The organism is Corynebacterium sp. UMB10321, assembly GCF_030228725.1.
Classification (GTDB): domain Bacteria; phylum Actinomycetota; class Actinomycetes; order Mycobacteriales; family Mycobacteriaceae; genus Corynebacterium; species Corynebacterium pseudogenitalium.
Genome location: NZ_JASOZC010000003.1, coordinates 66200 through 86091 on the forward strand (window position 1 = coordinate 66200; position 19892 = coordinate 86091).

Annotated in this window: 18 protein-coding genes; 8 read left to right on the forward strand and 10 right to left on the reverse strand. The window is 55.7% G+C overall.

Features of this window, described 5'->3' with window-relative positions; translation table 11 throughout:
* Position 1: 1 nt before the first annotated feature.
* The 7 genes from rapZ to secG all read left to right on the forward strand — a co-directional run bounded on the left by rapZ (position 2) and on the right by secG (position 6795).
* Entirely contained in the window at positions 2-892 is an 891-nt protein-coding gene (gene rapZ, locus QP752_RS04815) for an RNase adapter RapZ (protein ID WP_070477070.1), read from the forward strand.
* 37 nt (positions 893-929) lie between these two features.
* Positions 930-1898 carry a uridine diphosphate-N-acetylglucosamine-binding protein YvcK gene (gene yvcK, locus QP752_RS04820; protein ID WP_070976866.1) on the forward strand — a complete coding sequence of 323 codons (969 nt, stop codon included), beginning with the start codon at positions 930-932 and terminating at the stop codon, positions 1896-1898.
* A 47-nt stretch (positions 1899-1945) separates the two neighbouring features.
* Positions 1946-2920, forward strand: a complete 975-nt coding sequence (gene whiA, locus QP752_RS04825) for a DNA-binding protein WhiA (RefSeq protein WP_284804677.1) — start codon at positions 1946-1948, stop codon at positions 2918-2920.
* Positions 2921-3301: 381 nt separating this feature from the next.
* On the forward strand, positions 3302-4315 hold the full coding sequence (gene gap, locus QP752_RS04830) for a type I glyceraldehyde-3-phosphate dehydrogenase (RefSeq protein ID WP_070976869.1): 1014 nt from the start codon (positions 3302-3304) through the stop codon (positions 4313-4315).
* A 105-nt stretch (positions 4316-4420) separates the two neighbouring features.
* Entirely contained in the window at positions 4421-5638 is a 1218-nt protein-coding gene (pgk, locus tag QP752_RS04835) for a phosphoglycerate kinase (protein ID WP_070362423.1), read from the forward strand.
* Between the two features lie 24 nt (positions 5639-5662).
* Entirely contained in the window at positions 5663-6445 is a 783-nt protein-coding gene (gene tpiA, locus QP752_RS04840; protein ID WP_070976872.1) for a triose-phosphate isomerase, read from the forward strand.
* A 113-nt stretch (positions 6446-6558) separates the two neighbouring features.
* Complete coding sequence (secG, locus tag QP752_RS04845; RefSeq protein WP_070362425.1) at positions 6559-6795, forward strand: preprotein translocase subunit SecG; 237 nt, start codon at positions 6559-6561, stop codon at positions 6793-6795.
* 79 nt (positions 6796-6874) lie between these two features.
* On the opposite strand, the gene pgl is transcribed toward secG, so the two are convergent.
* The 5 genes from pgl to tkt all read right to left on the reverse strand — a co-directional run bounded on the left by pgl (position 6875) and on the right by tkt (position 13384).
* The gene (pgl, locus tag QP752_RS04850; protein ID WP_284804680.1) at positions 6875-7603 is read right to left on the reverse strand and encodes a 6-phosphogluconolactonase; all 729 of its coding nucleotides are present in this window, start codon (positions 7601-7603) and stop codon (positions 6875-6877) included.
* Between the two features lie 25 nt (positions 7604-7628).
* Positions 7629-8543 (reverse strand): glucose-6-phosphate dehydrogenase assembly protein OpcA, encoded by a 915-nt coding sequence (locus QP752_RS04855; protein ID WP_284804682.1) that lies wholly within the window; start codon positions 8541-8543, stop codon positions 7629-7631.
* 32 nt (positions 8544-8575) lie between these two features.
* A complete protein-coding gene (gene zwf / locus QP752_RS04860) occupies positions 8576-10114 on the reverse strand; it encodes a glucose-6-phosphate dehydrogenase (RefSeq protein ID WP_071572603.1) in 1539 nt (512 codons plus the stop codon).
* Between the two features lie 12 nt (positions 10115-10126).
* The gene (gene tal / locus QP752_RS04865) at positions 10127-11212 is read right to left on the reverse strand and encodes a transaldolase (RefSeq protein ID WP_284804685.1); all 1086 of its coding nucleotides are present in this window, start codon (positions 11210-11212) and stop codon (positions 10127-10129) included.
* Positions 11213-11281: 69 nt separating this feature from the next.
* Positions 11282-13384 (reverse strand): transketolase, encoded by a 2103-nt coding sequence (gene tkt / locus QP752_RS04870; protein ID WP_284804687.1) that lies wholly within the window; start codon positions 13382-13384, stop codon positions 11282-11284.
* Positions 13385-13689: 305 nt separating this feature from the next.
* Between tkt and QP752_RS04875 the strand changes: the two genes are divergently transcribed.
* The gene (locus QP752_RS04875; protein WP_070477079.1) at positions 13690-14604 is read left to right on the forward strand and encodes a heme o synthase; all 915 of its coding nucleotides are present in this window, start codon (positions 13690-13692) and stop codon (positions 14602-14604) included.
* On the opposite strand, the gene QP752_RS04880 is transcribed toward QP752_RS04875, so the two are convergent.
* From QP752_RS04880 to mptB, 5 genes are all read right to left on the reverse strand, one after another.
* Positions 14601-15452, reverse strand: coding sequence for a hypothetical protein (locus QP752_RS04880; protein ID WP_284804690.1), 852 nt, complete (start codon positions 15450-15452; stop codon positions 14601-14603). The genes QP752_RS04875 and QP752_RS04880 overlap by 4 nt on opposite strands.
* A 28-nt stretch (positions 15453-15480) precedes the next feature.
* Entirely contained in the window at positions 15481-16428 is a 948-nt protein-coding gene (locus QP752_RS04885) for a heme A synthase (protein WP_070362433.1), read from the reverse strand.
* 70 nt (positions 16429-16498) lie between these two features.
* Entirely contained in the window at positions 16499-17203 is a 705-nt protein-coding gene (locus QP752_RS04890) for an ABC transporter permease (protein ID WP_284804755.1), read from the reverse strand.
* Positions 17204-17262: 59 nt separating this feature from the next.
* Complete coding sequence (locus tag QP752_RS04895) at positions 17263-18195, reverse strand: ABC transporter ATP-binding protein (protein WP_070477084.1); 933 nt, start codon at positions 18193-18195, stop codon at positions 17263-17265.
* A 6-nt stretch (positions 18196-18201) separates the two neighbouring features.
* Complete coding sequence (gene mptB, locus QP752_RS04900) at positions 18202-19848, reverse strand: polyprenol phosphomannose-dependent alpha 1,6 mannosyltransferase MptB (protein ID WP_284804757.1); 1647 nt, start codon at positions 19846-19848, stop codon at positions 18202-18204.
* Positions 19849-19892 lie beyond the last annotated feature (44 nt).

The following is a 19892-nucleotide window of genomic DNA, read 5'->3' on the forward strand; positions in this document are numbered from 1 at the left end:
TATGACTTCGCCTTTATTACCTGCATCCGAATCTCGTCGCCCTGTGATAATCACCGGGCTTTCTGGTGGTGGTTTGTCGACTGCCGCGAAAGTTTTTGAAGATAAGGGATACTTCGTTTCCCAGAATCTGCCTCCGCAGCTCATTCTCGATCTTGTCGAGATGTCAACTGCGGACGATTCCCCCGTTGACCATCTCGCTGTAGTCACTGATGTACGTGCCAGGATGTTCAATGGCTCGTTAATGGAGACGATTGAGGCGATTGAGGCAAAAGGCCTATCTCCGTTCATCTTATTTCTTGACGCCCGCGATGAAGTCCTTATCCGCCGATTCGACAGTGTGCGACGTACGCACCCGTTGCAGGGCAATGACACGCTGAAAGAGGGGATCGAACGGGAGCGAAAGGAGATCGCCCCGGTTCGGGAGCGTGCAGATCTCATTATTGATACGACACACCTCTCAGTTCACGACCTGCGTCGGTCGATTGAGGCCTCTGTTGGCGACCTCTCTGCACCGAAACAGCACGTCACCGTGGAGTCGTTTGGGTTTAAACACGGGACCCCTCGTGATGCGGATTTAGTGTTGGACGTACGGTTTTTGCCAAATCCGTTTTGGATCCCCGAGCTTCGGGAGTTTCGAGGTATCGATGCACCAGTCGCAGACTATGTTCTGTCGCAGCCTGGAGCGAAGGCATTCGTCGATAACTTCTTGACAATGCTGAAGGATATGCTCAAGGGCTACCGTCATGAAGGTAAGGACTTTATCACTGTTGGGATCGGCTGTACTGGCGGGCACCACCGGTCAGTCGCAATTTCGGAGGAGATTGTACGCAGGCTTCGGGAGTCCGATGACGTGGACGTCAACGTCTTGCACCGTGACTTGGAACGCAACTAGCTGCTCTTTATCGTTGGAAAGAAGCACTGATTAAATTATGGGACCTGCATTTACTTGCCTTGGGGGAGGGCACGGTTTATACCAAACACTATTGGCGGCGCGGGCGGCTGAGGCTCGAGCCATCCACGCCGTGGTAACAGTTGCTGACGACGGAGGCTCATCCGGTCGGCTACGCCGTGAGATGGATATCATTCCGCCTGGTGACCTGCGGATGGCGCTCTCAGCCCTGACCGCGGATGACGAAGATGGCGCTCTGTGGAGAGATACATTACAACACCGATTTGGCGGAAATGGAGCGATGGCAGGGCACGCAGTTGGCAATCTGCTCCTTGCCGGACTAAGCGAGGAACTCGGCGATATTCAGCAAGCGTTGGACGTCATCGGCTCATGGACAGGCGCACAGGGCAGGGTTGTTCCTATGAGTCCTATGCCTCTCGACATTGAGGCCGATGTCGCGGGGTTAGACGACGACCCCCGTGTTTTGCGTTCTGTTCGCGGTCAAGTTGCCGTTGCCACCACACCCGGAACTGTGCGACGCGTCCGCCTTTTGCCCCACAATCCTCCCGCAACCGACGAAGCAGTGCAGGCGATCATGGACGCAGAAGTGGTGACAATCGGGCCTGGATCGTGGTTTTCGTCGGTGATTCCGCATCTACTCGTTCCGGACATTGTCCGCGCGTTGAATGAGACGTCCGCGTTGGTAGTTGTAGTGCTGAATCTTTCTCCGGAGGCAGGAGAGACACCGGGATTTAGCACGGAACGCCATATTCATGTCTTCGAGCAGCACGCTCCGAACCTGCATGTTGATGTGTTCCTGGCTGATAACTCAATTAGCCCGACGGAGGGCGAACGCGTTCATCTCGGGCGAGCCGCGGATCGCGTGGGTGCAACTGTATTGTTCCGAGATATTCATGAAGTTGATGATCAGTACCGCAACACAAACCGGCATGATCCACGCAAGCTTGCACATGAGCTGCTATCTCTCGTTCGTGATTTTCACGCATAACGTGCGCTACACTAATCCACCGATGTTTTTGTAGAAAGGATCACTCGGTGTCGCTGACCGCCAAAACCAAAGAAGAGCTGCTTCGAACTCCAATAGGAGCGAAGTCTGCCGCGGCCGCCGAGGCATCCGCGTTAGTTCGGTTTGCAGGAAAACTTGACGCCTCAATCCACGGGGTAACTATGATTGCGGATTTCGCGGAAGAGGCGGTGGCACGTCGCTTAATCCTGATTCTTGAAACTCTTTTCATGAGCTCACCAAAGTTCGCCGTGGTTTCACCTGGCTCGGCGACAAAGGAAACGAAATACGAAGTACGTCTAGATACTGGTGTTGAAGCGCTGTATCGGCGTCTAAATCTTCGGACGCAGTCTGGTCATCTCGTGGTAGGTATGCCCCCGCAAATCGTTTCGGGAGAAATTGCTGAAGTTGAAGCCGCGTGGCGGGGTGCGTTCCTCGCTAGGGGAGCGCTCACAGAGCCGGGCCGAACTGCCGCTTTAGAGGTCGAGTGCCCATGCGAGGAAGCTGGGCTTGCCCTAGTGGGGTTAGCGCGTCGTCTTGGGTGCCACATCAGAATGCGGGAGACTCGCGGTGTTGAGCGTGTACATGTCCGTGATGCGGAGACGATAGGGGTGCTTCTCAGTCGAATGGGTGCGCCTCTTGCTCGCCTGGAGTGGGACGCAAAACTTCGGGAGAAGCAAGCGCAGATGCGTGGCGGTCAACGGTTGGCAACTTTTGACGACGCCAACATCCGCAGAAGCGTACATGCTGCGACGGTAGCCGCTCAGCGTGTGGAACGTGCGATGGAGATCCTCGGCGACGATGTGCCTGAGCATCTCGCCGAAGCCGGATACCTGCGTGTTGAGCACCGGCAAGCCTCGCTTGAAGAACTTGGCCGGTTGGCTGACCCACAGATGACGAAGGATGCGGTCGCTGGGCGAATTCGTCGGCTGTTGTCCCTTGCTGACAAGCGGGCTGCTGAGCTCGGTATAGCGAACACTCGCGGTAAAGACACGAAGGCAACATAGAGCGTTCTGGGGCGCTCCCAGACCGCCCTGTGTGCAACATCACAATTCCGGGGGATAGCGCACAAGCAGCTTCGCCAGATACGCCCCGCGGGGGTAAAAGAGATTACCTTTGTCGTTGTTTGAGTCGCATTAGGTGTGGCTTTGGCGGTAAACAGACATTCATGCTTGGTGAAATTATGAGACGATACCCCCGGTTTCGCCGTCTCTTTGGTGATGCACCTTTAGGGCGTCTCTTGCGGCATCGTGGCCATGCACATGTTGAAATCTCTCGCTAAACTGATGAGCAACGGGCTGAACCAAGGAGCTCACCGAGAACGGAAAGAGATTGGTACCGGCCCATCAGCAAGTCTCAACAATTTCCGACATAGAGGAGTAAAGACTGTGACTATTCGTATTGGCATTAATGGCTTTGGTCGTATCGGCCGCTCGGCATTCCGCATCATCCTGGATCAGTACTCGAGCGACCTTGAGGTCGTGAAGATTAATGACCTGACCGACAACAAGACTTTGGCCCACCTTGTCAAGTACGACACAGCGTATGGCCAGCTCGGCCGCGACGTTGAGTACGACGAGTCCTCCATCACCGTTGATGGTCACCGCATCGAGGTTACCGAAGAGAAGGACCCATCCAAGCTCGCATGGGGCGACGCAAACGTCGACATCGTCCTTGACTGCACCGGCCGCTTCACCGATGGCAATGACGCAAAGGCTCACATCGAGGCTGGCGCTAAGAAGGTCATCATCTCCGCACCGGGTAAGAACGTCGATGGCACCTACGTCTGGGGCGTCAACCACACCGACTACAGCAATGATCAGCAGATTATCTCCGCTGCATCTTGCACCACGAACTCCCTTGCACCAGTCGCGAAGATTCTGGAAGAGCAGTTCGGCATCAAGTCCGGTCTGATGACCACCATTCACGCTTACACTGGCGACCAGCGCATTCAGGACGCACCTCACAAGGACCTGCGTCGTGCCCGTGCAGCAGCTCAGAACATCGTCCCAACCACGACGGGTGCTGCTAAGGCAGTTGCCCTGGTTCTGCCTGCACTTGAGGGCAAGCTGGATGGCTTCGCAATGCGCGTGCCAACGATCACCGGTTCCGCAACCGACCTGACCGTCGAGCTGAACAAGGACGTCACCGTTGATGAGGTGAACGCAGCAATCAAGAAGGCTGCTCAGGACCCAGAGTTTGGCAAGGCGCTTGAGTACACCGAGGATCCAATCGTTTCCTCCGACATCATCGGCAACACCCATGGTTCCATCTTCGATGCTGGGATGACCCGCGTCATCGACGGCAACCTGGTCAAGCTGATTGCTTGGTACGACAACGAGTGGTCCTACACCTCTCAGTTCGTCCGCATGACGAAGCACGTCGCGGATAACTTGGCATAAGACCTAGAACGGCCCGGGTGTGCAGTACGCACACTTCGGGCCATTTCTTTCGCTACTGTTTGAAAAGAAAACTACTGCAAACAACAGTCAACTGAGGAGAGTCCCATGACAATGAAAACGCTGCAACAGCTTCTGGATGAAGGCGTCGAAGATCGCCACATCCTGGTCCGTTCTGACTTCAACGTTCCGCTTGATGAGGACGGCAATATTACCGATGCTGGTCGTATCGACGCATCACTGCCAACTTTGAAGGCGCTCTTGGAAGGTGGCGCGAAAGTCATTGTCATGGCTCACCTCGGCCGCCCAAAGGGGGAAGTGAACCCTAAGTTCTCCTTGAAGCCAGTGGCTGAAGCCCTAAGTGAGCGCCTAGGTCAGTTCGTAGCGCTCGCCGGTGATGTTTCTGGTGAGGATGCACATGAGCGGGCAAATGGGCTTACCGGTGGCGAGATTCTGCTTCTCGAGAATGTACGCTTTGACCCACGCGAGACCTCGAAGGACGAGGCTGAGCGCACTGAGTTCGCAGCTGAGCTTGTAGCACTAGCTGCGGACAACGGCGCGTTTGTTTCTGACGGTTTCGGTGTAGTACACCGCGCACAAACCTCCGTCTACGACGTTGCTAAGAAGCTTCCTGCCTACGCTGGTTACCTCGTCGAGAAGGAAGTCAAGACTCTGAGCAAGGTGAAGGATGCTCCAGATCATCCATACGTTGTTGTGCTTGGCGGTTCGAAGGTTTCCGACAAGTTGGGAGTCATCGAGGCACTTGCGGCGAAGGCTGACAAGGTAATTATCGGTGGCGGCATGTGCTACACCTTCCTGGCTGCACAGGGCTACAACGTTCAAAACTCTTTGTTGCAGGAAGACATGATTGAGACCTGCAAGGACCTCATCGGCCGTTTCGGCGACAAGCTGCTATTGCCTGAGGACCTGATCGCAGCGTCTGAGTTTGCAAAGGATGCAGAGAAGCAGACCGTCGCGGCCGACGCTATTCCGGAAGGCTGGATGTCTCTCGACATTGGCCCGAAGACTGCCGCGCGTTATGGTGAGGCGCTGAAGAGCTCGAAGACCGTGTTCTGGAACGGGCCAATGGGCGTCTTCGAGTTTCCAGCGTTCGCCTCTGGCACAAAAGCCGTTGCTGAAGCAATGATCGCTGCTACGAAGGACAACGGGTCCTTCACGGTGGTCGGTGGCGGCGATTCCGCAGCATCTGTTCGCATTCTGGGCCTCGATGAGGCTGGGTTCTCCCACATCTCTACGGGCGGTGGCGCATCGCTCGAGCTGATCGAGGGCAAAGAGCTGCCCGGCGTTGCTGTACTTGGACAGTAGTCGTTGTTGAAAAGGAGTATGAAAATGTCTCGCAAACCACTGATTGCTGGTAACTGGAAGATGAACCACGACCATCTCGAAGCAATCGCTTCGGCCCAGAAACTCGCGTTCGCTTTCCCGAAGGACGGCTATGAGTTCGTGGACGTTGCATTGACCGTGCCGTTTACCGACCTTCGTTCTATCCAGACTCTCGTTGAAGGCGACAAGCTGCAGATCACATATGGTGCACAGGACGTGTCAGCGCACGATGCTGGTGCCTACACCGGCGAAGTTTCGGCCACAATGCTGGAGAAGCTTGGCTGCACGTGGGTAGTTGTCGGCCACTCCGAGCGCCGTGAGTACCACGGTGAGGATGATGAGCTAGTTTCCCGCAAGGCAAAGAAGGCACTTGAGCACGGCATGAACCCAATCGTGTGTGTCGGTGAGCCGCTAGACATTCGCGAACAAGGCACCCATGTCGACTACGTCGTAGAGCAGACGAAGAAATCCCTGGACGGTTTGAGCAACGAGGAGTTGGAGAAGACCGTCATTGCATATGAGCCGGTATGGGCTATCGGCACTGGCAAGGTTGCCTCTGCCTCCGATGCGCAGGAAGTGTGCCAGGCTATTCGCGGCCTGATCCGTGACTTGGCCGGTGATGCGGTTGCTGATGGCATCCGTATTTTGTACGGCGGATCCGTAAAGACGGAAACTGTCGGTGAGATCATCGCTCAGCCTGATGTTGACGGTGGTCTTGTCGGAGGTGCGTCTCTTGACGGCCAGGATTTCGCGAAATTGGCTGCTGCGGCTGCCCAAGCAGTACAGTAGATTTGCAAGATATGTCGCTCGGACCAGAGCGCGTCGAATAACACCATTCGGTGACTTCGTGTAGTCTGGTCCGAGTTACATCAATGTAGGTTTTATAGTGAGGATTTACCACCATGACGTTGGCTCTTGAGATCGTGCTCGTAATCGCTGCGGTCTTGATGACAGTGTTCGTGCTGCTTCACAAAGGCAAGGGAGGCGGGCTTTCGAGCCTGTTCGGTGGTGGCGTGCAGGCTAACCTGTCCGGCTCCACTATCGTGGAGAAGAACCTCGACCGTTACACGGTTATCATTACGCTCATCTGGCTTGTATGCATCGTGGGCCTGAATCTAATTCAGACTTTTGCTGCCTAGCCGCTAGCAAAAGGCCCGCCTGGAGCAATAAGCTTCCGGCGGGCCTTTTCGTTGGTCAAAAATCCGAATCTGCGGGAATCTAACGTGGTGCCGCGTCTTCGGTGACCCACAAGATCGTTTCTTCCTTGCCGACAGCACCGGCCGCTGGCCAGTCAAGATACTCTGCCCGGTTTGCAACTGCGGACGCAGCTTCTGCCTTCTCTGCACCAGAAACAAGAAGCCAGACCTTTTGTGCTTTCCAAACAGCAGGTAGTGTCAACGAAACACGTTCCGCAGGTGGTTTTGGCGAATCCGTCACAGCAACAACCAGAGCGGCGTCCTCTCTCACAGCAGGCGTATGTGGGAATAGCGAATTAATGTGGCCTTCACCGCCCATTCCCAGTAGGTGGAGGTCGAACCCCTCAGGCGCCTCAACTTTCAGGTGCGCTTCATAACGAGTGACAGCGGGCTCCATCGTCCCTCCGTCCAACCCATACCCGAAAATGTTTCCTTCTGGGATATCTATATGATCGAGCAACGCTGCCCGGGCCTGGCCTTCATTCGAATCAGGATGGCTGACGGCTACGTTGCGCTCGTCGCCAAAGAATAGCTTCACCCTGGACCAGTCGATATCTGATGAAACAAGCGATTCAAGGAACCGGATTCCGGCTGTTCCGCCAGTAAGCACAACACGTGCGGTTCCGTCGCCGTTTACGCCACCGGTAGGGGAGCTGTGGATCTCTGAAATCAACGTTTGGAATGCGGAGGTGGAGACGTCGATAAGCTGTTCGAGGTTTGTAAAGATGTTGGTCTTGACTGTATTGGACATCCGTCGACCCTCTTTCGGTGCGAAGTTAAGGGAGGTTATGTAACAAAGCCCGAGCATACATGGCGTCAGGATCGAGGTGGCGTAGCTCCTCAGCGAGGCATTCTGCGTCCGAGCGTGCACTCAGTGCAACAAACGCATCAGGGTATCCCGGTACGGAAACTCGCACGGTGTGCTCATCAACAATTTGTACCTGCACAGAGCCTTGTTCGCAGTCCAGCGATAGGTGTTGGATTGGGGAGCCAGGAATGGCGTCGGCGCCTGCTACGTTTTGCACGGTTACCTCAACGCCAAAGCAGGCATCGAGCCAAGAGGCTGCGATTTGTACGCTTGGATGCTCGGTAATACCGCTGAGCAAGATCCGGCGTGGTTGCTGTTTATAGCGGTCGAAAGCTGAGGCGACAACGCCGCGCCATGGCGTGATTTTAGACCACATCATGTCCGAATCACCTGGGACGTACGCCTTAGCCAGCTGCTCTATGCATTCTGCCCCCATAGTGCGCCACGCATTCGTGATTCTGCGGTGCGCGATATTACCCAGCTCTGCTTCTGCAGGAACATCTGGCACAGTTGTGGGCCACCAAGCAACGATAGGGGTATCGGGCAGCAACAGCGGGGTGACCACCGCGTCAAGATGCTGGGTAAGTTCACCGTGGAGAGTCATGACAACCATCTCAGAGGCGCCAGCGTCCGCCGCGACGATTACCTCTGCATCCATCCAGGTTTGCTCGCTCTGGCAGTCGAGCAACAAGACGAGAACTCGAGCCGGGTGCTCCATGGTCGCGTTCCGGACCGTCTCCAGAATAGAATCGACATCATCCTCCGCATGTGCAGCAACCAAGAGCGTGAGCACGCGCCCGGTCGCCAACGAATAATTTTCACGAGCCTCTAGGAGCGCTGTGGACACATCGCGGGTGGTCGTGTCGGGAAGAGTGATAATCAAGGATTAAGCCTCACGTTCGTTGTTTGCACACATTATGGACGACGCCATTGGCGGCCGTCCTTGGCCAGCATCGCGTCTGCTGATGCGGGCCCCCAAGTGCCCGCGCGGTATTCATCTGGATGTCCGTGCGACTCCCAGTAGTTGAGAATTGGATCGAGGATTTCCCAGCTCCGCTCGACTTCCGCATTGGTTGGAAACAAGCTGGATTCGTCGAGTAGCGCATCGAGGATGAGCCGCTCGTATGCTTCGGGAGACTGTTCCGTAAATGCCTCTGCGTACGAGAAATCCATGTTGACATCCCTAACTTCAAATGCAGTTCCAGGCACCTTGGAACCAAAGCGCATCAGCACGCCTTCGTCCGGCTGCACGCGGATAACGACTGCATTGTTCGTAAGTAGTTTTGTCTGATCGTCTTCGAACGGCTGGTACGGAGGACGCTTAAAGACCAGGGCAATCTCAGTCACTCGACGCCCGAGGCGCTTACCAGTGCGAAGGTAGAAAGGAACGCCTGCCCAGCGACGCGAGTTTATCTCTAACGTACAGGCCGCATAGGTTTCAGTTGCAGAGTTGGGGTCAAACCCGGACTCCTCCCGGAGCCCGATTACGCGTTCAGAACCTTGCCAGCCCGCTACGTATTGGCCGCGTGCGGTTGTCTCATCGAACGGCTCGACGGGAGTCGTAGCGCGGAGGACCTTGAGTTTCTCCGCACGAAGACGCCCCGGGGAGAACGACGTCGGCTCCTCCATAGCGATCAAGGCGAGCAGCTGAATCAGGTGGTTTTGGATGACGTCTCGTGCTGCACCAATACCGTCGTAATAGCCCGCGCGGCCACCGAGCCCAATATCTTCAGCCATCGTGATTTGTACGTGGTCGATGTAGTGCGAATTCCACACTGGTTCAAACATCTGGTTTGCGAAACGCAGCGCCATAATGTTCTGCACGGTTTCTTTGCCGAGATAGTGATCGATTCGGAATACGGATCGCTCAGGGAACACTGAATTCACTACTCGGTTTAGCTCTTTGGCGGATTCCAGATCATGCCCGAATGGCTTCTCGATGATCACTCGGCGCCAGCCGTGGTCGTGAGGCTGTGCCATTCCGCTGCGGTCCAGCTGGTGGACAACGCTCGAAAAGTGCTCGGGCGGCACAGAAAGGTAAAAGGCCCAGTTTCCGTTCGTCCCCCGTGTTTCATCGGTCGAGCGCAGTGTATTGGCTAAGGCGTCGAACGCGGCGTCGTCATTGAACGAGCCCGAGACGAACTGCATACCTTCTGCGAGCCGGTCCCAAACGTTCGTATTAAACGCGGTGCGGGAAGATGCTTCAACGGCTTCACGCACATAGTCCTCAAAATCTTGTTTAGACCAGTTTCGACGCCCAAACCCGACGAGAGCAAAGCCCGGTGGGAGGAGACCCCGGTTCGCGAGGTCGTAAATTGCCGGCAGGAGCTTTTTCCGAGCTAGATCTCCAGTTACACCGAAGATCACCATCCCAGACGGACCCGCAATGCGGGGAAGCCGCTTATCCTCGGGGGACCGAAGCGGGTTCACCCAATGCGTGCTCTCGTCACTCACATGTACTCCTTTTTATTGCAGCTTTTCCGACATGGAATTTAGCAATTCTTGCCACGCATCAACAAACTTATCGACGCCCTCCTGCTCGAGGACTCGCACGACATCAGACAAGTCGATCCCTGCGGCGGTGATAGCGTCAAACGTCTTCTGCGCGTCGTCAGCACTGGCAGACAAAGTATCGCCGTGAAGACTGTCGCTAGCCAGGGTGGCGTCGATAGTTGATTCCGGCATGGTGTTGACCGTGTTTGGGCCAGCCAGCTCAGACACATACAACGTGGCAGGGTACTCAGGGTTCTTTACACCAGTCGAGGCCCACAGCGGGCGTTGAACGTTGGCACCAGCTGGAAGGTCATCCAACGAAGAAAATTCCTCAAGGAACAAGCGGTATGCCAGTTGAGCGTTTGCCACGCCTGCTTTGCCTCGCAACGCAAGTGCTTCAGAAGTAGCAATTTGCTCAAGGCGAGCATCGACTTCGGTGTCCATGCGAGACACGAAGAATGAGGCAACAGAATGAATGGTTGAGACATCGTGGCCGTTGGCTGCAGCCTGCCGAATACCTTCCTTGTACGCGCGAATGACCTCGCGGTAGCGCTCCACAGAGAAGATCAGCGTGACATTCACTGAAATACCAGCTGCCAGTGCTGCTGTGACTGCTGGCAACGAGGCGTCTGTGGCTGGAATCTTGATCATTGCATTCGATTTACCCACGCGTGCCCACAGCTCTTTCGCTTGAGCGATCGTCTTCGCTTCGTCGTGAGCATAGCGGGGGTCAACCTCGATGGAAACGCGACCATCAAGGCCGTCGGTCGCATCGTAGATGTCCTGGAAGATGTCGCACGCGTCGCGGACGTCGTCAATGCTCATCGCGTAAACCGCCTCGTCGGGGCTGGCACCTGACGCTCTCAACTGTTGGATTTGCTCGTCGTACGCGCTTCCAGTCGACATTGCTGAAGCAAAAATTGCAGGGTTGGTTGTCACGCCAACGACCGACTTCTCACGTTTGACTGCTTCTAGATTGCCAGTGGCGATGCGCTGGCGAGAGAGATCATCCAGCCAAGTGGACGTGCCGAGCTCCCGAAGCCTTTCAACTGTGTTCATGCTCAGATTCCTTTCTAAAAAATGGGCCTGGCCAAGCTAGGGGAGGGCTTGACCAGGACAACTCTTCAACTATCGCTGCACCGCTGCTACAGACGCGCGTCCGGCTGCTGCAACGTTGTCTGCTGTAAAGCCGAACCGCTCGAAGAGCTCTGGACCTGGTGCGGAGGCACCAAAGTGCTCCAAGGAAACACACTGACCGGCGTCGCCTACAAAACGATGCCATGGCATGGACAGGCCGGCCTCGACAGAGACCCTTGCTCGAACCTCTGCAGGAAGTACCGATTCAATGTACTCCGGCGATTGCTGCGTAAACCACTCCATGCAAGGCACCGAGACAACTCGAGTTCCGATACCTTCGGCTTCCAAGGACTTCGCAGCCTCAACAGCAAGCTGCACTTCCGAGCCAGAAGCCATCAGAATCAAATCAAGCGTCGGGGTAGAGGAGTCCACGAGTACGTACGCACCGCGAGCAACACCTTCGAATGCCTTTTCCTTTGTGCCCTCAAGCACAGGGAGGTTCTGACGGGAAAGCGCCAGTGCCTTCGGCATCGGCTTAGCCTCCAGCGCAGACTTCCACGCAGCAGACGTTTCATTCGCGTCGGCCGGTCGGATCACCGCCATATCCGGGATGGCTCGAAGCGCAGTGAGCGTTTCAACCGGCTGGTGGGTCGGACCGTCTTCGCCCAGGCCGATCGAGTCGTGCGTGAAGACGTAGTAGCCGTCGATACCTGAAAGTGCTGCGACGCGAATTGCCGGGTAGAGATACTCGGAGAAGATCAGGAACGTACCGCCGTAAACTCGTGTGTTGCCGTGCAGTGCAATGCCGTTCATGATCGCGCCCATGGCATGTTCGCGGATGCCGAAGTGCAAATTGCGACCGTACGGCTCAGCGCTGAACATATCGGTAGAAATCGCCTGAGGCCCGAACGATGCAGCCCCCTTGATAAGGGTGTTATTGGAGCCTGCAAGGTCTGCGGAGCCACCCCAAAGCTCTGGAAGGGCCGCAGCCGCAGCCTGGATTACTGCTTCAGAAGCCTTACGGGTAGCAAGGCCCTTTTCGTCAGCGTCCCAAGTTGGGAAGTCCTGCGACCAGTTGGATGGGAGCTCTCGAGCCGTCAATCGGTCAAACAGGGCCTTCTTCTCTGGGTTGGCCTCAGCCCAAACAGCAAACGTCTCGTCCCACTGTTTACGCTTCGCAGCACCACGGTCCCGGAGCTTTCGAGTATGGGTGATAACGGACTCTTCCTCCGGGAAGTGAATCTCCGGATCAAAGCCGAGAATCTTTTTGACAGCTGCGATTTCTTTCGCACCGAGAGCTGCGCCGTGTACTGCACCCGTGTTTTGCAGCGTAGGAGCAGGGAAGCCGATGACCGTCTTTACCTGAATGATCGTTGGGCGATTGGTGTCGGACTGTGCTTCCTTGATCGCTTTCTCAATCGCGACGACGTCCTCGCCGGACTCAACCGTTAGTGTTTGCCAGCCGTAGGCCTCGTAGCGCTTCATAACGTCTTCAGTGAACGCGATCTGGGTATCATCCTCGATCGAAATCCTGTTGTCATCCCAGAATACAATCAGGTTTCCGAGCTGCTGCGTCCCTGCGAGAGATGAAGCCTCCGATGTGACACCTTCTTGAAGACAACCGTCTCCAGCCACGACGTAGATGAAATGATCGAACGGCGATTCGCCAGCCGGAGCCTCAGGGTCAAACAGGCCACGTTCCCGGCGCGAAGCCATCGCCATACCAACTGCTGATGCCAACCCCTGGCCGAGCGGGCCAGTTGTAATCTCTACGTGGTCCGTGTGGTTGTACTCAGGGTGACCGGGAGTCTTAGCACCCCAGGTACGAAGCTGCTGGAGGTCTTTGAGCTCAAGTCCCATGCCCCCCAGGTAGAGCTGAACATACTGTGTCAGGGAAGAGTGGCCGTTTGACAATACGAAGCGATCGCGCCCTGCCCAATGTGGGTCAGCGGGGTCTACATTCATCACCCGCTGGTAGAGCGTATATGCAAGAGGTGCGAGCGACATCGCAGTGCCTGGGTGCCCAGAGCCGCAGTTTTCCACGGCGTCAGCCGCGAGGATTCGGGCTGTATCAACTGCCCGCGTATCCACGTCGGTCCAGTCTTCGGGATAGTTACGTACAGTTTTTGCTTGAAGTTCAGCTGAAAGCGTCACAGAATCCTCGATTCATGCTATGGAAACAGAACAGGACCCAGCCTAGTGTAAAACTCGCTTTGTGGTGGTGACACCCAACGGTGTAGTGCGAAGAAAACTCGCGGGTGTAGCCGCCACGTTAATTCTGACAAATTGGTGAGCGGAGGCTAACATCACCGGGAGGGTCAAAGTATAAGAGGGCTGAAAAGATCATCGTGTAATGCGTTGCGGTACCATATCAGCCGAAATGCTCGACACCTGAACGCGAACCAATGTTGCGTAAGAGTTCTAGCCGAACGGTTGAAGTTTGATGTGGAGGAGAAGTATTGGAGACCATCAAGGCATACTTCGCGCTTACGAAGCCCAGGGTCATTGAACTTCTTCTAGTGGCAGCTATCCCCGCAATGTTGCAAGCAGACCGTGGCACTGTGCACGTGTGGCTCATTCTTGCAACGCTGTTCGGTGGTTGGATGGGGGCCGGTGCGGCAAATGCATTTAACATGGTCGCCGACTACGACATTGACCAGAAAATGGGGCGAACGCGTGCACGGCCACTTGTCCGGGCAAAGGTCACCAAACAGAAAGCCGCCGTATTTGCTTGGGCGCTTCTCGTCGCGAGTGTGCTTTGGCTTGGATTCCTGTGTAAGTCGTGGCTCGCGGCGTTCTTTATCATTCTGACCAACTTCTTCTATATCTATGTGTATACAAAGTGGCTGAAGAGGCGAACTTGGCAGAACGTCATCTGGGGCGGCGCAGCAGGTTGCATGCCTGTGATGGTCGGTTGGGCGGCAATTAGAGATAATGTCACCGACGGCTCCAAGGATGCGTGGTGGCAGGCGATCGTGATGTTCATGATCATCTTCTTCTGGACGCCACCGCACACTTGGGCGCTGGCAATGAAGTACCGAGCGGATTACGCCCGCGCTAATGTCCCGATGCTGCCGGTGGTAGCCTCCCCTGCGGAGACAACCCGTCAGATTCTCATTTACTCATGGTGGACCGTCGGGGTGTCCCTGCTCCTGGTTCCCGCCACCTCGTGGATCTATCTTGCAACCGCGCTGATTTCGGGTGCATTGTTCCTCGCCGTTGCCACACAGCTGCATGCTGGGGTAAAGCGCGGGGAGAAGGTGAAACCGCTCAAGCTGTTTATTCTCTCCAACAACTATCTTGCGGCGTTGTTCTTGGGGCTTTCCGTTGATGCGGTGCTCGGTTGGACTCCACTATTCGCTACCTTCTTCTAGCACGTGGATCCTTGGAGCTTGATGGCTCCAAGGTCATTGTCACAAACCTCCGAAGTTTCGGAACCCAGTAGCGAGCTGGCGTCATCTATTGATTCACACACGTGAACTGGCGGTTCCCATCGTGTTTCTTCGAGCACTCTGGTCACGGTCTGTGCATGCTTACGGAAGCCGTTGGCATCCATTCGTATCGACGCTAAGTCCTCATAGCAACACGTACGCGCAGAGCCGCGCCCAACTTCGTGCGCAAAGCCATTTTTGAAGTCGGGGCGTGTTAGCACAACTGCATCCACCCCGATCCCATCATTGAGCGTTTTGATCTGTGCAGCAGTCCCTGGCTGGCCACTGAATACGGCTGTTGCTCCAGCCTCATCTGCTGCTACTCGGCCTTCCTCGCTTTCCGAAACGGCATACACGATGATGTCCTTCTCTCGAGCGATTGCAATCATGTACAACCCAATTGCGGAACCTGCATTCGTGACGACGACAGCTTCACCTTGCACAAGCTTCAAAACTTCGAATAGCGAATAACTTGCGGCCATTCCCGGCCTCAACATTGAAGCACCAATGCGTGGGGCGATCAGGTCCGATACAGCGACTACCCGGCTTCGGTCAACGACAACCTGCTCGGCGATGGGGCCGGTGGCATCGCTCCACGCAACCACAGTTCCTGGCGCAACCTCGTCGAGGGGGTCTTTCAGGACACGACCGCATCCTTGGTTGCCGAAGGAGGTGTCGTGAAGAAAAAACCCAGCGTAGAGGACTTCGACTAGAAGTTCTCTATCGCTGGGGAACGGTGAAGCGATATCAATGCAACGCACCTGCTGCGCGTCGAACTCAATCGCTTTCATACTTTCTCAGGCTACATGGTGTTTGCGTCTAGCGATACAGCAACTCACGACGCACAGCGTGCGCGTACAAGAACGCGGTGAACGCTACAACTAGAGACGACAGCCCAATATGGATCGGAATCGTCCAACGCGGCACGCCCATGTAGTACTGGCTTAAACCTACTGCCCACTGGACCACGATGAGTCCAAGAAGAATCCAGGAAGTTTTCTGTGCCGCATGCGGGGCTTTCGCTCTACGTAGCAGGAAAAATGTGATCACTGTAAGAAGTAGATACGCGTACATGCATCCTGCGTGAATATATGCCAACAACGCTGTGTCAATCGCAAGTCGACCTTCCATACCGACGCTTGCGTCACCCGAGTGCGGGCCGGACCCTGTCACCATCGTTCCTGTCACAAGTACACAGCTCAACGCAACGGCAGCGATCACGGCGATCACTCGGATGTGCCCGGGGTAGCGGTCTTGAGCAACCGTGGACTCGTCTTCTGCCAAACGCATGTAGAGCAATGCAGCGACCCACACGAGCACCATCGAAGGCAAGAAGTGCACGGCGACCGCCCACCACTGCAAATCAAGGCGAACAGAAATACCGCCGATAATCGCCTGGACAACCACGCCGACGAGGGAGAACCATGCCAAGAATTGGGCATCTCGACCGCGGGATGCGCGGTAGACAGCCCAAAGCACGGCGATCGCGGCAGCCGCGACCACGAAAGTAAGCAGGCGGTTTCCAAACTCAATGGCTTGGTGAATCCAAGGTGCGGCACCAGCGACGGGGACAAGCGAACCTTCATGGCAAAGTGGCCACGTATTGCAACCAAGCCCCGAACCGGTCACTCGCACCAACGACCCTGTTACGGTGATCCCGCCTTGGCAGAGCAAGAGAATCATGGCTAGAGTTCGTTGCAACTTCAGACTGGGGGCTTGCTTTTTATCCTGATGCGTCATCGGCGCACCGGTCTGTTGTAAAGTCATGCACTTTCCTTGGACGTATAAAACACGTTCGACTATTCAGGCTCGAATCTTAGTCGATGAGCGCATGGCCTTAATCATCGAAACGGAAGAAGCGAACGCTTGAGCCAACGCCGACGATGAGCCACGCTAGCAAGCTAAGCAACGCAGGACCATTCGCAGTCAGCGCGAGTGCATCAGAAATACCAGCTGCCAGCGAAACCGTGGGTACTAGGTTCCACCAACCAGCGTGGCTAAGGTCGCCAGAATAGACGACCCAACCCACGATTCCCATCATGATCACCCACATTAAATTCGAAATGGCAAGGACCATCTCGGAACTTAGCGAGCCGCCCATGAGCAAGCCCAAGGAAGTAAAGCAAGCAACCCCCAGGAACAAGACGCAGGCACCAAGCACCGCGCCAACGACTGAGGGGCGCCAGCCAAGGAAACCTGCAACAGCTCCTAGCACCGCAATCTGGACGCAGACCATCGCGACCACGCCAAGGATTTTTCCGACGATGATCGTCCACGGTGGGACTCCGGAAGCACCGGTCCGCTTCAGCGCACCGTATCGGCGGTCAAAGGCGAGCGAAATCGCCTGGCCCGTAAATCCAGAGCTGGTCGCCGCGACGGCAAACACCATCGGCACCAGGGTGTCGAGGCTGTAGTCATCCCCAAAAACAGGCAAATATACTGATGCCATGAGCAACGCTGCCGGGATGAAGATGCTGAGCACCAACTGTTCGCCGTGACGGAGCATCAGCTTGCTTTCGATGAGTCCCTGAGCGCTGGCCATCGCAAACTTCGAAGACCGTTGCGGGGCGGGCGTAAAGGTTCCTTCCTTGATGTGCACCGCTAGCTCCTTAATTCCTTACCGGTGATGTTCAAAAACACTTCTTCCAACGCCATGTGGCTTACTTGCATATCCCGAATCAGCACGGATTGGCGAAGTGCTTCTTCGGTAATACAGGCGACAAGTTCAGGAGAAACCGAACCGTTGACTACGTAGCGCATTGGGCGAACTTGGGCCACAGCTGTATCGATCTGACACAAAGCCACGTGCTGCTTCAGCTTCTCGAGGTCGAGTGGTTGCGCCGTACCAAACGTGATTTGCTGCTCAAATGATCCGCTGGTCAGGTCCGCCGGTGAACCTTCGGCGACAACCTTTCCATGATCCATAATCACGATGTCATCGGCGAGCGACTCCGCCTCGTCCATCAGGTGAGTAGTTAGGACGATCGTGGTTCCGTCACGTTTTAGCGCAGAAACAATATCCCACACAGCGTTGCGGGACTGTGCGTCCATGCCAGCGGTTGGCTCATCAAGAAAAACCAGCTCCGGACGACCTATAAGTGCAAGCGCCAGGGACAAGCGTTGCTTTTGCCCTCCGGAGAGGCGTCGATACGTGGTATTGGCGACTCCCTCGAGCCCTAGGAGGGCCATGAGCCACTCAGGGTCGTGAGGGTTCGCGTTGTATGAAGCCGAAAGCTTCAGCATTTCTCTGACTTTGACGCCCGAATATGATCCGCCACCCTGCAGCATGATCCCAATTCGGTCTCGCACACGCTGAGGGTGGGTTGCAGGGTTTTCGCCTAGTACCGTGATTGTCCCTGAGGTTGGCCGGGTGAATCCTTCACACATCTCGATGGTCGTTGTCTTGCCGGCTCCATTCGGACCGAGCAAGGCCAGCACGGTTCCTTCTTTTGCGGCAAACGATGCTCCATCTACAGCAGTAACGTCCCCAAAAGTTTTCTTCACATTGTCAACTGAAAGAACAGGCGCGTTCATGGATAGCTAGTGTAGCCTGCCGGCACCAAAGCGCCGATACAACAGGAAACTGAGCCCAACAAATACGACAAAACAACAGGCTGAGACACCGTAAATAGTGAAAACTGTCTTTGCTTGCAGGCCGAGACCACGCGGTAGCACCAGAAAACTAAACACAGCAGAGTACACAGCCACCCCGGCGCGGAAAAAGAACCTATTTGCCCATGCAGCAAGGGGATAAATAGCCCACAGAGGGTACCAAGGGTGTACAACTGGGAAGAATATAACAAGCACGAGCGTTGCGACGCCAAGTCCACCTGCAGGGTGAATGGCTCCCCGCAACGTAGCCCACAGCAGGCGAACCAGAAACGCCACCGCGATGGCCACTCCAATCCCGCGGGTGACAATGAGAACTGCGTCAATGTGGTCGCCGAGACCTAGGAGCATTCCTAGAAAGCCGCTGATTACGCCCACGTCTGTTGAAATCGAAAGCCAGCTACGAATCGACGCTGCTCCGCCTTGACCAGTGACCCATCCGAGCCCAATGCCTGTCATAAGTGAAACGGTGGCAGTAGTGACAATGAGCATAAATGTCTGAAAAAGCACCGCGATGCTAAGAGCTGTAGCTTTTCGCTGGCGTTGCCCAAGCACACGAGCGATTGCCATGCCTATAAAACCGAGACCGAGAAAGCCTGTCACTTTGACTAGTCCTCCACAGGTAATGGTGATCGCGGAGAGAGCCAGGTAACCCCACGCTTGCGCTGAACTGATGGTCCTCAACCTGTCGGCCCCGCGAAGTCCCAGTTCAAACCCGACTAACACCAATCCGAGCATGATTGCTTCATTATGGATGCCACCAATGAGATGCAGAATCGTTAGCGGATTGAGCACCCCGAGCCACAGCGCGGCAGTCTCTGGTACACCACAGCGGCCGGCAATCTTTCGGATCCCCCACGCTGCGGCGAGCACTCCGACGAGTGATACGACGCGGTGCGCAATCACCCCGAGCACAATAGAGTCGGAGGTAATACGAGAAATTGCCGCTGCAATACCTAACGCGACAGGCCCGTAGGGGCTTGGAGAATGCGCCCAAATAAACGGGACCGAGCGCGCTAGATGGTGTTCTGGCCCGAGAAGCTCGACTGGTCCAGCGGAGTACGGGTCAAGACCAAACCGGACAATTGCACCATTAGCTAAGTATGAATAGATGTCTTGGGTAAAGAGGGGAGCGGTAATCACCAGAGGAGCAACCCATGCAACGAATGTTCGCATAAGAAGCGGCGTCGAAACGCGGGGCCTCTGGCCACTTACGCCAACGAAGGGGCCCATACACAACCAAGCGGAGACCAAGAGTCCTACTCCGAACAGAACTATGGAAGACGACGCTTGCATCATTCGGCCAAGCAAGGCCCCGCCAGGCAGAGAGAACCAAGGATTATCGACGACCGGCAAGGCCCCGCCCCCGAGGCCTCCCAAGCCAATGAGAAGTGTGCCGACCAAACCCAGCCATCGAAGTACGGCGAACCGGTTCTGCTCAGCGTAGTTGGTTGAACGAAAGTCTTGTCCTCGCCAAACCTCTTTAGAGACTCGGTGCAGCCCAGCCGACCGTGATCCAGGCTTGCCGATGCGAGGAAACGCATCAAGCAAAGACTTTATCGGTGAATCCTGGAACAACACAGGCAAGATTGTAGCCGAACGACCGGGTTAAACGTGCACAT

Bases quoted from the DNA above. Each gene is read 5' to 3' on its own strand.
- rapZ (WP_070477070.1), top strand. From the start codon at position 2: ATGACTTCGCCTTTATTACCTGCATCCGAATCTCGTCGCCCTGTGATA.
- yvcK (WP_070976866.1), top strand. From the start codon at position 930: ATGGGACCTGCATTTACTTGCCTTGGGGGAGGGCACGGTTTATACCAA.
- pgk (WP_070362423.1), top strand. From the start codon at position 4,421: ATGACAATGAAAACGCTGCAACAGCTTCTGGATGAAGGCGTCGAAGAT.
- tpiA (WP_070976872.1), top strand. From the start codon at position 5,663: ATGTCTCGCAAACCACTGATTGCTGGTAACTGGAAGATGAACCACGAC.
- secG (WP_070362425.1), top strand. From the start codon at position 6,559: ATGACGTTGGCTCTTGAGATCGTGCTCGTAATCGCTGCGGTCTTGATG.
- pgl (WP_284804680.1), bottom strand. From the start codon at position 7,603: ATGTCCAATACAGTCAAGACCAACATCTTTACAAACCTCGAACAGCTT.
- tal (WP_284804685.1), bottom strand. From the start codon at position 11,212: ATGAACACAGTTGAAAGGCTTCGGGAGCTCGGCACGTCCACTTGGCTG.
- QP752_RS04880 (WP_284804690.1), bottom strand. From the start codon at position 15,452: ATGAAAGCGATTGAGTTCGACGCGCAGCAGGTGCGTTGCATTGATATC.
- QP752_RS04885 (WP_070362433.1), bottom strand. From the start codon at position 16,428: ATGACTTTACAACAGACCGGTGCGCCGATGACGCATCAGGATAAAAAG.
- QP752_RS04890 (WP_284804755.1), bottom strand. From the start codon at position 17,203: ATGGCCAGCGCTCAGGGACTCATCGAAAGCAAGCTGATGCTCCGTCAC.
- QP752_RS04895 (WP_070477084.1), bottom strand. From the start codon at position 18,195: ATGAACGCGCCTGTTCTTTCAGTTGACAATGTGAAGAAAACTTTTGGG.